15 protein-coding genes are annotated in these 12,632 nt (G+C 70.9%); 3 read left to right on the top strand and 12 right to left on the bottom strand.

What is annotated here, in order from left to right:
* Positions 1-84: 84 nt before the first annotated feature.
* Positions 85-540: an Lrp/AsnC family transcriptional regulator gene (locus tag ACOBQU_RS16415; protein WP_030685400.1), complete on the bottom strand. Its 456-nt coding sequence runs from the start codon at positions 538-540 to the stop codon at positions 85-87.
* A 139-nt stretch (positions 541-679) separates the two neighbouring features.
* On the opposite strand from ACOBQU_RS16415, the gene ACOBQU_RS16420 reads away from it, so the two are divergent.
* Positions 680-811, top strand: a complete 132-nt coding sequence (locus ACOBQU_RS16420; RefSeq protein WP_423635027.1) for a hypothetical protein — start codon at positions 680-682, stop codon at positions 809-811.
* Here the strand turns inward: ACOBQU_RS16420 and ACOBQU_RS16425 are convergent.
* The 3 genes from ACOBQU_RS16425 to ACOBQU_RS16435 are packed head-to-tail and all read right to left on the bottom strand — an operon-like array spanning position 808 to position 3,876.
* Positions 808-1,500, bottom strand: a complete 693-nt coding sequence (locus tag ACOBQU_RS16425) for a UbiX family flavin prenyltransferase (protein WP_423627737.1) — start codon at positions 1,498-1,500, stop codon at positions 808-810. The genes ACOBQU_RS16420 and ACOBQU_RS16425 overlap by 4 nt on opposite strands.
* 25 nt (positions 1,501-1,525) lie before the next feature.
* A complete protein-coding gene (mqnP, locus tag ACOBQU_RS16430; RefSeq protein WP_423627739.1) occupies positions 1,526-2,428 on the bottom strand; it encodes a menaquinone biosynthesis prenyltransferase MqnP in 903 nt (300 codons plus the stop codon).
* On the bottom strand, positions 2,425-3,876 hold the full coding sequence (locus ACOBQU_RS16435; RefSeq protein WP_423627741.1) for a menaquinone biosynthesis decarboxylase: 1,452 nt from the start codon (positions 3,874-3,876) through the stop codon (positions 2,425-2,427). Before ACOBQU_RS16435 ends, mqnP begins: the two co-directional genes overlap by 4 nt.
* A gap of 88 nt (positions 3,877-3,964) precedes the next feature.
* Between ACOBQU_RS16435 and ACOBQU_RS16440 the strand changes: the two genes are divergently transcribed.
* The gene (locus tag ACOBQU_RS16440) at positions 3,965-4,252 is read left to right on the top strand and encodes a PLDc N-terminal domain-containing protein (RefSeq protein ID WP_423627743.1); all 288 of its coding nucleotides are present in this window, start codon (positions 3,965-3,967) and stop codon (positions 4,250-4,252) included.
* Between the two features lie 194 nt (positions 4,253-4,446).
* Here the strand turns inward: ACOBQU_RS16440 and ACOBQU_RS16445 are convergent, their stop codons facing one another.
* Entirely contained in the window at positions 4,447-4,773 is a 327-nt protein-coding gene (locus tag ACOBQU_RS16445) for an ArsR/SmtB family transcription factor (protein WP_423627745.1), read from the bottom strand.
* A 110-nt stretch (positions 4,774-4,883) separates the two neighbouring features.
* Here ACOBQU_RS16445 and ACOBQU_RS16450 point away from each other — a divergent pair, with 110 nt between their 5' ends.
* A complete protein-coding gene (locus ACOBQU_RS16450) occupies positions 4,884-5,858 on the top strand; it encodes a quinone oxidoreductase family protein (RefSeq protein WP_423627746.1) in 975 nt (324 codons plus the stop codon).
* Here the strand turns inward: ACOBQU_RS16450 and ACOBQU_RS16455 are convergent.
* The 7 genes from ACOBQU_RS16455 to ACOBQU_RS16485 form a co-directional block, all read right to left on the bottom strand.
* Positions 5,855-6,358, bottom strand: a complete 504-nt coding sequence (locus tag ACOBQU_RS16455; RefSeq protein ID WP_423627748.1) for an SRPBCC domain-containing protein — start codon at positions 6,356-6,358, stop codon at positions 5,855-5,857. The two genes, ACOBQU_RS16450 and ACOBQU_RS16455, sit on opposite strands and share 4 nt — an antisense overlap.
* A gap of 42 nt (positions 6,359-6,400) precedes the next feature.
* On the bottom strand, positions 6,401-7,363 hold the full coding sequence (locus tag ACOBQU_RS16460) for a CU044_5270 family protein (RefSeq protein WP_423627750.1): 963 nt from the start codon (positions 7,361-7,363) through the stop codon (positions 6,401-6,403).
* Positions 7,360-7,995 carry an RNA polymerase sigma factor gene (locus tag ACOBQU_RS16465; RefSeq protein ID WP_423627751.1) on the bottom strand — a complete coding sequence of 212 codons (636 nt, stop codon included), beginning with the start codon at positions 7,993-7,995 and terminating at the stop codon, positions 7,360-7,362. Before ACOBQU_RS16465 ends, ACOBQU_RS16460 begins: the two co-directional genes overlap by 4 nt.
* An 80-nt stretch (positions 7,996-8,075) precedes the next feature.
* On the bottom strand, positions 8,076-9,224 hold the full coding sequence (gene ccsB / locus ACOBQU_RS16470) for a c-type cytochrome biogenesis protein CcsB (RefSeq protein WP_423627753.1): 1,149 nt from the start codon (positions 9,222-9,224) through the stop codon (positions 8,076-8,078).
* A complete protein-coding gene (gene resB, locus ACOBQU_RS16475; protein ID WP_423627755.1) occupies positions 9,221-11,146 on the bottom strand; it encodes a cytochrome c biogenesis protein ResB in 1,926 nt (641 codons plus the stop codon). Before resB ends, ccsB begins: the two co-directional genes overlap by 4 nt.
* A gap of 4 nt (positions 11,147-11,150) precedes the next feature.
* The gene (locus ACOBQU_RS16480) at positions 11,151-11,918 is read right to left on the bottom strand and encodes a cytochrome c biogenesis CcdA family protein (protein WP_423627756.1); all 768 of its coding nucleotides are present in this window, start codon (positions 11,916-11,918) and stop codon (positions 11,151-11,153) included.
* Position 11,919: 1 nt separating this feature from the next.
* Positions 11,920-12,555: a TlpA family protein disulfide reductase gene (locus ACOBQU_RS16485; RefSeq protein WP_423627758.1), complete on the bottom strand. Its 636-nt coding sequence runs from the start codon at positions 12,553-12,555 to the stop codon at positions 11,920-11,922.
* Between the last annotated feature and the right edge of the window lie 77 nt (positions 12,556-12,632).

The following is a 12,632-nucleotide window of genomic DNA, read 5'->3' on the forward strand; positions in this document are numbered from 1 at the left end:
ATCCCTCAACGACCTGCGACAGACCGGACCAACGGTACTCCCCCGCCCTCCGGGCAGGCGGTGCCCCCTTTCGGCGCCGCGCGCCTACACCTCCTCGGGCAGCTCCCCGACCCGGTTCTCCCACTTCGTGGAGAGCACGATCGTCGTACGCGTCCGGGAGACGCCCTTGGTGCCGCTGAGTCGGCGGATGGTCTTCTCCAGGCCGTCCACGTCGGAGGCGCGGACCTTGAGCATGTACGAGTCGTCGCCCGCGATGAACCAGCAGTCCTCGATCTCGTGCAGGTCGCGCAGGCGGCGGGCCACGTCCTCGTGGTCGGCGGCGTCGGACAGGGAGATGCCGATCAGCGCGGTGACGCCGAGGCCGAGCGAGGCGGAGTCGACCGTCGCGCGGTAGCCGGTGATGACCCCGGCCGCCTCCAGGCGGTTGATCCGGTCGGTGACGCTGGGGCCGGAGAGACCGACGAGGCGCCCCAGCTCGGCGTAGGAGGCACGGCCGTTCTCGCGCAGAGCCTGGATGAGCTGCCTGTCCACGGCATCCATAGGTCGAAGCCTTTCATTATTTAGCGTTTTCGCGAGTCTACGTGTAGAATCTAAGGCGTAACAGGGTTGGCGCCCTGCGAATCTTTCGAGAACTCAGCCGATCAACGACGATCCTTCGAATTCATCAGGAGTGTTCCCCGTGTACACGATCGAGATGGCCTACGCCCGTATGCGCGAGCTGCAGGACATGGCCAACCGCTCGCGTGCCCATCAGCCCGCCACCGCCGCCGCGCGCAAGCCGAAGAAGCGCGCCGCCGCCAAGAAGCGCTAGGCCTCACGGGAGCCGCCCCCGAGCTCCCCTTCCCACCGGCGGTACAGCGTGTGCGGCACTCCCGCCGCGTCCAGCGTCCGCCCGGCGACGAAGTCCACCAGATCCTGGATGTGCGTCGCCCCCGCGTAGAACGCCGGGGAGGCGGGCAGCACGATCGCGCCCGCCTCGTCCAGGCTCACCAGGTGCTTGAGGGTCTGCCCGTTCAGCGGGGTCTCCCGCACGCAGACCACGAGCCGCCGCCCCTCCTTGAGCGTCACGCTCGCCGCCCGCTGCAGCAGGTCCTTCGACAGACCGAGCGCCACCCCCGCCACGCACGCCGTGGACGCGGGCACGATCAGCATCCCTTTCGTCGCGTACGAGCCCGACGACGGCCCCGCCGCGAGGTCACCGGCCGCCCAGTACCGCACGTCGTCCGTGCGCACCGCGAAGGTGCCCGGCTTGCCGTCGGCCCCCCGCGACAGCCACTCCTCCAGGTCGGCGCGCCAGTGCGCGTCCCGGAACGAGATGCCCGTCTCGTCGAGCAGCGTCAGGCGCGAGGCCCGCGAGACCACCAGGTCCACGCTCTCCCCGGCCGCGAGCAGCGCCCGCAGCACCGAGGCGGCGTACGGCGTGCCGGAGGCACCGGACACCCCCACGATCCAAGGCCTACGCTCTGTATGTCCTGCGTTCACGCTGTGAAGCCTATCCATGCCTGCCCCTGCGTCATGCGGCCGGTCAGACGGTCAGCCCGCGCACGAGCAGATCGAGCAGGGCGCAGACGAACAGGGCGATCCCGATGAAGCCGTTGACCTGGAAGAAGGCGCGGTTGAGGCGGGACAGGTCGTGCGGGCGCACGATCGTGTGCTCGTACACGAACGCACCCGCGACGATCAGCAGGCCCAGCCAGAAGAACGCGCCCGCGCCGATGACGACGGCGTACCAGGCCAGCAGCGCCGTGGTCACCGCGTGGCAGCCGCGCGCGCCCCAGATCGCCGCCGGGACGCCGAACCGCGCGGGCACCGACATCACGCCGACCTCCCGGTCGGTCTCCACGTCCTGGCAGGCGTAGATCAGGTCGAAGCCGCCGATCCACACGCCCACCGCGAGGCCCAGGATCACGGCCGTCCACGACCACGCGCCGGTGATCGCGAGCCAGGCGCCGATCGGCCCGATGGCCTGCGCGATACCGAGGATCGCCTGCGGGAAGTTGGTGAACCGCTTGCCGTAGGGGTAGACCACCATCGGCACCACGGCGACCGGCGCGAGCGCCAGGCACAGCGGGTTGAGCAGCGCCGCCGAGCCCAGGAAGACCACGACGGCGACGAGCGCGCCGGTCCACGCGGACTTCACGGAGACGGCGCCGGTGACCAGCTCGCGGTGGGCGGTCCTGGGGTTGCGGGCGTCGATCTCGCGGTCGATGATCCGGTTCACGGCCATGGCGAAGGTGCGCAGGCCGACCATGCAGATGGTCACCAGGAGCAGCCGCCCCCAGTGGATGTTCTCGTCCCACTCGTACATCGCGGTCAGCGCGGCGATGTACGCGAAGGGCAGCGCGAACACCGAGTGCTCGATCATCACGAGCCGCAGGAACGCCTTGGTGCGCCCCGGCTGCGGCAGCGCGGCGGAAGCGGAACTCACAGGCCGTACTCCCTCCAGCGGCGGTCCACTTTCGCCGCCGTGTCCGGGTCGGACTCGACCATGTCGGGCCAGCCGCCGTCGCGCGTGTACCCCTCCTCGGGCCACTTCTTCGTTGCGTCGATGCCCGCCTTGCCGCCCCAGAACTGCTGGTAGGAGGCGTGGTCGAGGTGGTCGACGGGTCCTTCCACGACGGTCAGGTCCCGCCCGTAGTCGGTGTTGCCGAGCGCGCGCCAGGCGACCTCGTGCAGGTCGTGCACGTCGCAGTCGGAGTCGACCACGACGATCAGCTTGGTCAGGGACATCATGTGCGCGCCCCAGATGGCGTGCATGACCTTCTGCGCGTGCTTGGGGTACTTCTTGTCGATCGAGACGATCGCGCAGTTGTGGAAGCCGCCCGCCTCGGGCAGGTGGTAGTCCACGATGTCCGGCACGATGATCTTCAGCAGCGGCAGGAAGAACCGCTCGGTGGCCCGGCCGAGGGGCCCGTCCTCCGTCGGCGGGCGCCCGACCACGATGGACTGGAGCAGCGGCCTCCTGCGCATGGTCACGCAGTCGATGGTCAGCGCGGGGAACGGCTCCTGCGGCGTGTAGAACCCGGTGTGGTCCCCGAACGGCCCCTCGGGCAGCATCTCGCCCGGCTCCAGCCAGCCCTCCAGGACCACCTCGGCCTGCGCGGGCACCTGGAGCGGCACCGTCTTGCAGTCGACCATCTCGATCCGCTTGCCCTGGAGGAAGCCCGCGAACAGGTACTCGTCGATGTCGCCGGGCAGCGGCGCGGTCGAGGCGTACGTCACGGCGGGCGGGCAGCCGAAGGCGATGGCCACGGGCAGCTTCTCGCCCCTGCGGGCCGCGACCTGGTAGTGGTTGCGGCTGTCCTTGTGGATCTGCCAGTGCATGCCGATGGTGCGCTTGTCGTGGCGCTGGAGCCGGTAGAGCCCGAGGTTGCGCACCCCGCTCTCGGGGTCCTTGGTGTGCGTGAGCCCCAGGTTGAAGAAGGACCCGCCGTCCTTGGGCCAGGTGAACAGGGCCGGGAGCCGCTCCAGGTCCACGTCCTCGCCCCGGAGCACGACCTCCTGCACCGGCGCTTCCTTGACCTTCCTCGGCGGTACGTGCGCCATCGCGCCGAGCTTGCCGAAGGCCTCGCGGACGCCGACGAACCCGTGCGGCAGCTCCGGCTTCAGCAGCCCGCCGATCTTCTCGCCGATGTCGCCGTACGACTTCAGGCCGAGGGCCTTCAGCAGGCGCCGGTCGGTGCCGAACACGTTCATCGCGAGGGGCAGGTCGCTGCCCTTGACGTTCTCGAAGAGGAGCGCCGGGCCGCCGGACTTCTGCACGCGGTCGACGATCTCGCCGACCTCCAGATACGGGTCGACCTCGGCCTTGATTCGCTTGAGATCGCCCTCGCGCTCCAGTGCCCTCAGCAGAGAGCGGAGATCGTCATAAGCCATGCGGTCAAGTATCGGTCACCGGCTACCCTGGCCCCGTCACCGGGTGCGCCCGGCGCCCGCGCTCCACTCTCTGGGGGATCTTCACCGCATGCTCAGGTATCTGCCGTTCCTGCTGGTCCTGGCCGTGTGGATCTATGCCTTCATCGACGTCCTGAACACGCCGGAGAAGGAGGTCCGCCACCTGCCCAAGGTGGTGTGGGTCATCATCGTGCTCCTCTTCGGCGAGGTGCTGCTCGGGCCGATCGCGTGGTTCGTGACCGGCAAGAAGCGGGCTTCTGGCGGGGGCGCCCCGCGCCGGTCCGGGGGGTGGGTCGCCCCCGACGACAACCCCGAGTTCCTCAAGGGGCTCGACGAGGACCGGGACCGGGACAAGTAGACGTCCCTCGCGGGGGCGCCCCAGTCCCGCCGTGGAATCCAGCCCGTCCGGCGTTTGAGGACGAGGCGCGGAGCGCCGATCAAGGCGGGGGCCCGGGGGCGGCAGCCCCCGGTTCGGGAAGGGGCGGGTCTGGGGCGTCCCACGCGGGCACGATGGACCGGCGGCCGCTGGCGCGCGGGCCGCCCGGCCCCCGGTCAGTCCCCGCGCAGCACCAGGGCGAGCAGCCCGGGAAAGCGGGCGTCGAACTCCTCGCGCCGCAGCCGGTTCACCCTGCGCGGCCCCTCGTCGCGCTGCTCGACGAGCCCGGCCGCGCGCAGCACCGCGAAGTGGTGGCTCAGCGCCGCCTTGCCCACCGGCACGTCGAAGCTGCCGCAGGCCCGCGACCAGTCCGCCGAGCCCGCCAGCTCCCGCACCAGGCGCAGCCGCACCGGGTCGGCGAGCGCCGCGAGCGCCTCCTGCACGCCGACGTCCTCAAGCCGCGCGTGCACCGGCGCCGCGCGATGGCTGGTGCGTCCGGCCATGTGACCGCCTCCCCGCTTGCCCACTTGCCCACTTGCCCACTTGCAGAGTGTTCGATGAGAACCATACAGTCCCGAGTGTTCAATGCGGATCGAACACCCGGAGGCTCCCCATGCGCACAGTCCAGTTCGCCGAGTTCGGCGGCCCCGAGGTCCTGCGGACCGTCGACGCCGACACCCCGGCGCCCGGCCCCGGCCAGGCCGCGATCGACGTGGCGTACACCGGCGTGAACTTCGCCGACCTCAAGGCCCGCGCCGAGGGCTACCGGGTGCCGGGCCTGCCGTTCGTGCCGGGCCTTGAGGTGTCGGGCCGGGTCCGGGCGCTCGGCGCGGGCGTGACCGGCCTCGCCGTCGGCCAGGAGGTCACCGCGCTCACGGCGGGCGGCGCCTACGCCGAGGTGGCCGTCGCGGACGCCGCGACCGTCTTCCCCGTACCGGCGGGCATCGGCCTGCGGACCGCCGCCACCCTCCCCACCGTCCTGCCCACCGCGCACGCCCTCCTGCACGAGGTCGGCCGCCTGCGCGCGGGCGAGACCGTCCTGGTGCAGGGCGCGGCGGGCGGCGTCGGCACCGTCCTCGGCCAGCTGGCGAAGGCGGCCGGGGCGCGGGCGCTCGGGGTGGTGTCGAGCCCGGCGAAGGCCCGGTACGCGCGCCAGTACGGGTACGACGAGGTGTTCGTCGGCGACTTCGCGGCGGGCGCCCGCGCGGCCACCGGCGGCCGGGGCGTCGACCTCGCGCTCGACCCGGTCGGCGGCGAGACCTTCCGCGCGAGCCTCGACGCGCTGGCCACCTTCGGCCGCCTGGTCTCCTACGGCAACGCGAGCGCGGCCGAGCCGTGGCGGGTCGGCCAGGCCGAGCTGTTCCCCGGCACGCGGTCCGTGGCGGGCTTCTCCATCCTGACGCTGGCCAAGGAGGACCCGGGGGCGCTGCGCGCGCTCGCCGAGCGGGCCTTCCGGCTCGTCGCCGACGGCACGGTCACGCTGCCCGTCACCGCCGAGTTCGCCCTGGAGGAGGCCGCGCGGGCCCACGCGCTGCTGGGCGGCCGGACGACGACGGGCAAGCTGCTGCTGCGCGTCGGCCAGGACTAGGCGTAGGCCGCGCGCAGTTCGCGCCAGCGGTCCAGGTTCCACGTCGACCAGTCCTTGGGCCGCCCGGCCAGGGCGTCCGCGAGGAACTCGAAGTGGTGGTGCCATCCGGCGAGGCAGTCCAGGCGGAAGGAGTCGTCGCCGGTCATCTCGTTGGTGAACCGCAGCGTCGTCCCCGTGTCCCCGACGTGCTCCAGGTGGAACCGGCACCGCCCGTGCAGGTCGATGGTGTACTCGGCGACGATGTCCGGATCCCAGGCGGTGATGTGCCCGGAGTGGACGCCCACCGCCGGGTCGTCCGTGTTGAGCCAGCGCAGCGTGACGGCTCCGCCGAGGCGCGGCTCGAAGACGTCGGCGGCGGCCAGCCACCCCGGCAGTCCCTCCGGGGTGGCGACCGCCGCCCAGACCTCCGCCACCGGGTGCGGAAGCCGCAGCACCCAGTGCAGCGTGTGCGTGTCCCCCTCGGTCCTGCTGGTCCCCTGCGCGATGGTTGTCTCACTCATGGGGCCAGGGTCACGCACACGCCGCCTCAGGTCACGCACCCGCTACGGGCGCTGCCCCGCCTTGTCGACGACCGTCCGCTCCAGGACGGCGGTGTTCGCGGACACCTCGCCCTTGTCGACGTCCGGCTTGCCCTCGGTCTCGACGGTCCGCTCGCCCAGGAACTGCTTGGTCTTCCTGTCGAAGATCAGGTCGGTGCGCTCCCCGTCGTCCTCCCAGGAGACGGCGACCCCGTGCCGCCCCACGGCGTCCACGGCGTCGTCGACCAGCTCGACGCCGGGGATCCTCGTCGCGGCCAGGTACATGGCGGCGGCCTGCTTCGGCGGCATCAGCGACTCGCGCGCCAGGTCGCCGATCAGTACGAAGGGCTTCCCGTTGGTCTGCTCCCCGGCGACCCTGTTCAGCCAGTCGAGCATGTTGACGGGATCGGTGGGCAGCTTCTGGAGGCTGCGGTAGTGGTCGTCGTACTCGCCCACCGCCTCGGGCTTCAGAGGTTCGTACGTCAGGCCCTTCTCCGGCTCGTGCAGCACATCGGTGCCCTTGCCGTCGACGGACAGCCAGATCTCCCGGCCACGGGGGGCCGACAGCTCGGACGACGGGGTACCGGAGCTGTCCTCGGTGTGCTCCCGGTAGCTGATCTTGCTCTTGATGTAGACGAACTGGTCGTCCCGGATCTCCCCCGGCGCGGACGTCCTGGCCGCCGCCGCGATCTCCTCCAGCATCGCCACCGTCTCCTTCGACGGCGGCCCGGCCTCGGCCGAGTCGCCGCCGAAGGGCTGGGCGACGACGAGCCCGGCGGCGACCGCCGCGGCGACCGCGCCCGCGGCCAGGGACGGCCGCAGCCAGCGGCGGCGCCCCTTCGCGGGGGCGGAGGCGGTCTCGCTCTCGTGTTCCCGGATCTCGCTCAACAGATGCTCCTTGAGACGCAGGTGGCGGCCCGGCGGAAGGTCCCGCTCGCGCGGGGCGGGGAAGCCGTCGAGGTCCGTTGCCTCGTCGTGCGACTTCATCGGATGCCCTCCTTGATAGGCCCGACCGCGTTCGTGCGGTCACCTCTTGTCTGTCCGCGCCCTTTGCGGGGTTCCAGTGCTTTCGCGAGTTTTGCCCGTGCCCGGGAGAGCCGGGACCTGACCGTGCCGACCGGGATGCCGAGCGCCGCCGCCGCGCCCTCGTAGCTGTGGCCCGACCACACGCACAGCGCGAGGACCTCGCGTTCGGCGCGGCGCAGCTTCGCCAGGGCGGCACGGACGACGGCGAGCTGCTCCTCGTCGTCCATGCGCCGCGCGACCTCGTCGGCGAAGTCGGCGACGGACTCGTCGCGCGGCAGCCGGGCCATCGCGGCCGCGTGGCGGCGCGCGGCCCGGCGCTGGTTGCGGGTCACGTTGGTGGCGATACCGAGCAGCCACGGCCGCAGCGAGCCGCCGTCCACCTCGACCCTGCCGCGCAGCCGCCACGCCTCCAGGAAGGTGAGCGACACGATGTCCTCGGCGGTCGGCCAGTCCCCCGTCAGGCGGTAGGCGTGGTTGTAGACGGCACGGGCGTAGGCGTCGAAGAGCTCACCGAAGGCGTCCGGGTCGGAGCCCCTGATCCGGACGCGCAACCGCCGCCACTGTGCCGCTGGTTCCCCCTGATTCGTCTCCACGCCCTGTTGTCTGTCCGTACGACGAAGGCCGGTTCCCGAGCAGTGTCTCGGAGAACCGGCCTTCGCGGGGCGCGCCCGGGTCAGACCCCGGCGTAGGAGTGCTTGCCGCTGACGAAGATGTTCACGCCGTAGTAGTTGAACAGCCAGCAGCCGAAGGCGATCAGCGCCAGGTAGGCGGCCTTGCGGCCCTTCCAGCCCGCCGTCGCGCGCGCGTGCAGGTAGCAGGCGTAGGCGACCCAGGTGATGAAGGACCAGACCTCCTTGGGGTCCCAGCCCCAGTAGCGGCCCCAGGCGTCACCCGCCCAGATCGCGCCCGCGATGATCGTGAACGTCCACAGCGGGAAGATCGCCGCGTTCATGCGGTACGTGAACTTGTCCAGCGAGGCCGACGCGGGCAGCCGCTCCATCACGGACGTCGCGAACCGGCCCGGCGTGCCGCCGCGCTGGAGCTTCGCCTCGTACGAGTCCTTGAAGAGGTACGCCGCCGTGGAGACCGCACCGACGTAGAACGCGGCGCCGCAGAAGATCGCCGTCGAGACGTGAATCCACAGCCAGTACGAGTGCAGGGCGGGAACCAACTGGTCGCTGTCGGTGTACAAGACGGTGACGGCGAGACCGAGGTCGAGGAGGACCGTGGTGATCAGCGGGAGACCGATCCAGCGCACGTTCTTCTTGAGCGCGAGCAGCCCCAGGAAGACACCGACGGCGACGGTGGAGAAGGTGATGTTGAACTCGTACATGTTGCCCCACGGCGCGCGCTCCACGGACAGCGCACGGGTGAGGACACCACCGGCCTCGACGAGGAAGCCGAGGAAGATCATGGAGATGGCGATACGGCCGTAGAGGTCGCCCTGCTCGTCACCGGCGGCGGCACCCGGGCCGTCCGGCACGTCGCGGCTGCCCGCCGCGGCGCGGGTGACGACCTTGGGGGCACCGGTCTTCGCGGCGGTCTTCGCGGCGGCCTTGGGGCGCTCCAGGGTGGCCGTGCCGCCCTGGGACCGCACGGTGACGGCGGGCGCCTTGGCGCCGTCGGGCTCGGCCGCCTCGGCGGCCCTGTCCGCGGTGAGCGCGGCGGCCGTGCGGGCGACCTTGCTGCGGCTGCCGAACAGCCACTCCGCCATCAGCGCGAAGAAGCCGAGGAGGTAGACGGCCATCGCGGAGTAGATCAGCACATTGCTGATCTGCGCGAGGTTCTCGTTGGTCGCGGCGGCCAGGGTGGTGGCGTTCACTTCTCAGCCCCTTCGGCAGGAACGACATCGGGGGTGGGGTCGGGGTCATCGGCAGCGGGGGCGTCGCCCTCGCCCTGGCCCTGGTGCTTGTCCTTGGGGGCCTTGGGGGCCTTGGGGGCCTTGGGGGCCTTGGGCCCCTTGGGGTCCACGGGGTCCGCAGGGTTCGCGGGGTCCACTGCGGGCTCCGAGGGCTTGGCCTGGGCGGGCTCGGCGGTCTGCGCGGCCTCGGCGGGCTCAGGCCCGCCCTCGTCGTCCGCCTCCGGCGAGGAACCCGCGGACGGCGCCCGCTCGTGCAGCTCCGCCGCGAACGCCGCCAGCTCCTCCGCCACCTTGGCGGACTCGCTGCGGCCGAGGCCCGCCATCTCCACGACCGTGGTGCCGTCGGCGCCCGGCACCGCCCGCACCCACACACGACGGCGCTGGATGAACAGCGAACCGGCGAGGCCCGCGATCGCGGCGATCGCACCGCCCAGCGCCCAGCCGCTGCCCGGCTCCTGGGAGATCTGGAAGGTCGCCCACTGCTTGAGCTCCTTCTCGAAGGTGATCGACCCGGCGCCGTTCGGCAGCTTCATGGTCTCGCCGACCTTGAGCCGGTCCCGCAGGACACCGTCGCCCTTGGCGTTCTTGAACTGCTTCAGCTTCCGGGTGTCCAGCTGGTACACGTTCTGCGGGACACCGGAGTCCACGCCGAGGCTGCCGTGGTACGCGGTCAGCGCGAGCCTTGGATTGATGGGCGCGGGGAACTGGGAGAACATCGTGCCCTGCCCCTCGCCCGCGAACGTCGGCACGAAGAACGCGTTGAAGCCGAGCTGCTCCTTCTTTCCGTTCTTGTCGCGGTAGCCGTCGAGGACCTTGATGGCGCCGGTGGCGGTGCCCATGGAGTCGATGGGCAGCAGCGGCACGGACGCGCTGTAGACGACCTTGCCGCGCCCGTCGCGCACGGTGACCTTGGGCGCGTACCCGTGGCCGATCAGGTACACCTTGGTGCCGTTGATCTCCAGCGGCTTGTTGACCTCGATGACCTTCTTCTTCTCGGGGCCGTGGGCGCCCTCGCTGTAGGTGACGTGCGCCTTGAAGGTGCGGGCGGTGCCGCGCTGGGGTCCGGAGACCTCGTAACTGCCCTCGAAGGCGTCCAGCTTGAAGCTGAACGGCTCCAGGTCGTCGGTGTCGAAGAGGTTGCCGGACTTGAAGTCGTCGTACTGCGTGAGCGTGTTGGAGAACCCGTCGCCCTCGATGATCAGCTTGCCGCCCTCGGACTTGAACAGCTGCCCGGCGGCGAACGCGATCAGCATCACGATCAGCGCGACATGGAAGACCAGGTTCCCGGCCTCGCGCAGATAGCCCTTCTCCGCGGAGACGGCGCCGCCCACCTCGTGGGAGCGGAAGCGGCGCCGCTTGAGCAGGGCCAGCGCCGCCTCGTTGACCTGCTCGGGTGTGGCGTCGGTGCGCCAGGTGGTGTACGCGGGCAGGCGCGTGAGGCGCTTCGGCGCGGCGGGCGGGCGGCCGCGCAGCTGGCCGACGAACTGCCAGGTGCGCGGCACGATGCAGCCGATGAGGGAGACGAACAGCAGGATGTAGATCGCGGAGAACCACACCGAGCTGTAGACGTGGAACAGGCCGAGCTTCTCGTAGATCGGCGCGAGCGTGGTGTGCGCGTCCTTGAAGTCCTGGACCTTCAGCTCGTCGGTGCCCTGCTGCGGGATCAGCGAGCCGGGGATGGCGCCGAGCGAGAGCAGCAGGAGCAGCAGCAGCGCCACCCGCATGGAGGTGAGCTGCCGCCAGAACCAGCGGATCCAGCCGATGACGCCGAGCGCGGGGCCGCTCGGGGCGGTCTCCTCGCGGGGCGCGGTGGTCAGCTGGTCGCCCGCGGCCCCGAGGTCGTCCCGGGTCTCCGGGTCGGCACTGGTCGTGGTCTTGCTCATGTGTTCAGATCCCAACCGAGTAGCCGTTGGTCCAGACCTGCATCTGCTGGACCATGCTGTCCCACACGCCGGTGACGAGGAGCAGACCGGTCGCGATCATCATCACTCCGCCGAGGCGCATCACCCACACGTAGTGCTTCTTCACCCAGCTGAAGGCGCCGAGGGCCTTGCGGAACACGACGGCCGTGACGATGAACGGGACGCCAAGGCCCAGACAGTACGCGACGCCGAGGAGCGCGCCGCGCTGCGGGTTGGCGCCCTCGAAGGACAGGGTGTTGACGGCCGCGAGCGTCGGACCGATGCACGGCGTCCAGCCGACGGCGAACAGCGCACCCAGTATCGGGGCTCCGGCGAGCCCGGCGACGGGCTTCTTGTGGAAGCGGAACTCACGCTGGGTGAGCCAGGGCATCAGCCCCATGAAGAAGAAGCCGAGCAGGATCATCACCACGCCGAGCACGTGCGTGATGGTGCTCTGGTGCTCCCTCAGGGTCTGTCCGAGCGCGCCGAAGAAGATCCCGGCGGGTACGAAGACCGCGGTGAACCCGAGCACGAAGAGCCCGGCCCCCGCGACCATCCGGCCCCGCTTGGCCTCCTCCAGGTCCTGCCCGGTGACCCCGGTGACGTAGGAGAGATAGCCGGGGACGAGCGGCAGCACGCAGGGCGAGAAGAAGGAGATGAGGCCGCCCAGCATCGCGACGGGGATCGCGAGCAGCAGCGCTCCGTTCAGGACGGTCTGGTTCTCGTACGCGGCGAGGACGGTGTCGGCGGACACGTCACTTCTCCGCGATCAAGGGGTCGATCATCTTGCGCAGCTTCTCCTCGCTGAGGGGCTGCTGCGAGCGGGCGGCGATCTTCCCCTCCCTGTCGATGACGAGGGTGGAGGGGATGAAGTTCGGGTTGAGCGTGCCGCGCGGGAAGCGCAGCATCAGCTTGCCCATCGGGTCGTACAGGCTCGGGTACGGCACGCCCTTGTCCTTCTCGAAGGCGATCGCCGGGCCCTTCTCGGGGTCGCGGGCGTTGATGCCGAGGAACTCCACGCCCTTGGGCTTGGTGTCCTTGGCCACCTTCGCGAAGCTCGGGGCCTCGGCGCGGCACGGCGGGCACCAGGAGCCCCAGACGTTCACGACGACGACCTTGTCCTTGAAGTCGGCGAGGGCGAGCTTGTCGCCGTCCAGGGTCTCGCCGTCGAGCTTCGGGGCGTCGTGCCGGTCGCCCTTCTTGACGGTGGCGATGCCGTCGGAGCCGGTGACGAAGTTGGTCTTGCCGGAGCCCCCGGAGGTGCCGCCCGAGCCGCACGCCGTCAGGGTGAGCGCGGCGGCCGCGGCGCCAGCGGCCAGCAGGGGCAGGCGGCTGCGGCGGCTTCGGGCACTGCGGTTCTGGCTGCGGGGGGCGCGGCAGGCGGCACTCATGTGAAAAGTTTCGCATGCCCGTTCCAGGGATCTTCGACACCCCCCGCAGTTGCGGAAAGCCCCATTTCAGACAGGGT

The organism is Streptomyces sp. G45 (genome assembly GCF_049542095.1).
GTDB lineage: Bacteria > Actinomycetota > Actinomycetes > Streptomycetales > Streptomycetaceae > Streptomyces.

What these genes read in the sequence shown, in the direction of transcription:
- ACOBQU_RS16415 (WP_030685400.1), bottom strand. Translation starts at nt 540, where the DNA reads ATGGATGCCGTGGACAGGCAGCTCATCCAGGCTCTGCGCGAGAACGGC.
- ACOBQU_RS16425 (WP_423627737.1), bottom strand. Translation starts at nt 1,500, where the DNA reads ATGGATAGGCTTCACAGCGTGAACGCAGGACATACAGAGCGTAGGCCT.
- ACOBQU_RS16435 (WP_423627741.1), bottom strand. Translation starts at nt 3,876, where the DNA reads ATGGCTTATGACGATCTCCGCTCTCTGCTGAGGGCACTGGAGCGCGAG.
- ACOBQU_RS16440 (WP_423627743.1), top strand. Translation starts at nt 3,965, where the DNA reads ATGCTCAGGTATCTGCCGTTCCTGCTGGTCCTGGCCGTGTGGATCTAT.
- ACOBQU_RS16445 (WP_423627745.1), bottom strand. Translation starts at nt 4,773, where the DNA reads ATGGCCGGACGCACCAGCCATCGCGCGGCGCCGGTGCACGCGCGGCTT.
- ACOBQU_RS16450 (WP_423627746.1), top strand. Translation starts at nt 4,884, where the DNA reads ATGCGCACAGTCCAGTTCGCCGAGTTCGGCGGCCCCGAGGTCCTGCGG.
- ACOBQU_RS16455 (WP_423627748.1), bottom strand. Translation starts at nt 6,358, where the DNA reads ATGAGTGAGACAACCATCGCGCAGGGGACCAGCAGGACCGAGGGGGAC.
- ACOBQU_RS16460 (WP_423627750.1), bottom strand. Translation starts at nt 7,363, where the DNA reads ATGAAGTCGCACGACGAGGCAACGGACCTCGACGGCTTCCCCGCCCCG.
- resB (WP_423627755.1), bottom strand. Translation starts at nt 11,146, where the DNA reads ATGAGCAAGACCACGACCAGTGCCGACCCGGAGACCCGGGACGACCTC.
- ACOBQU_RS16485 (WP_423627758.1), bottom strand. Translation starts at nt 12,555, where the DNA reads ATGAGTGCCGCCTGCCGCGCCCCCCGCAGCCAGAACCGCAGTGCCCGA.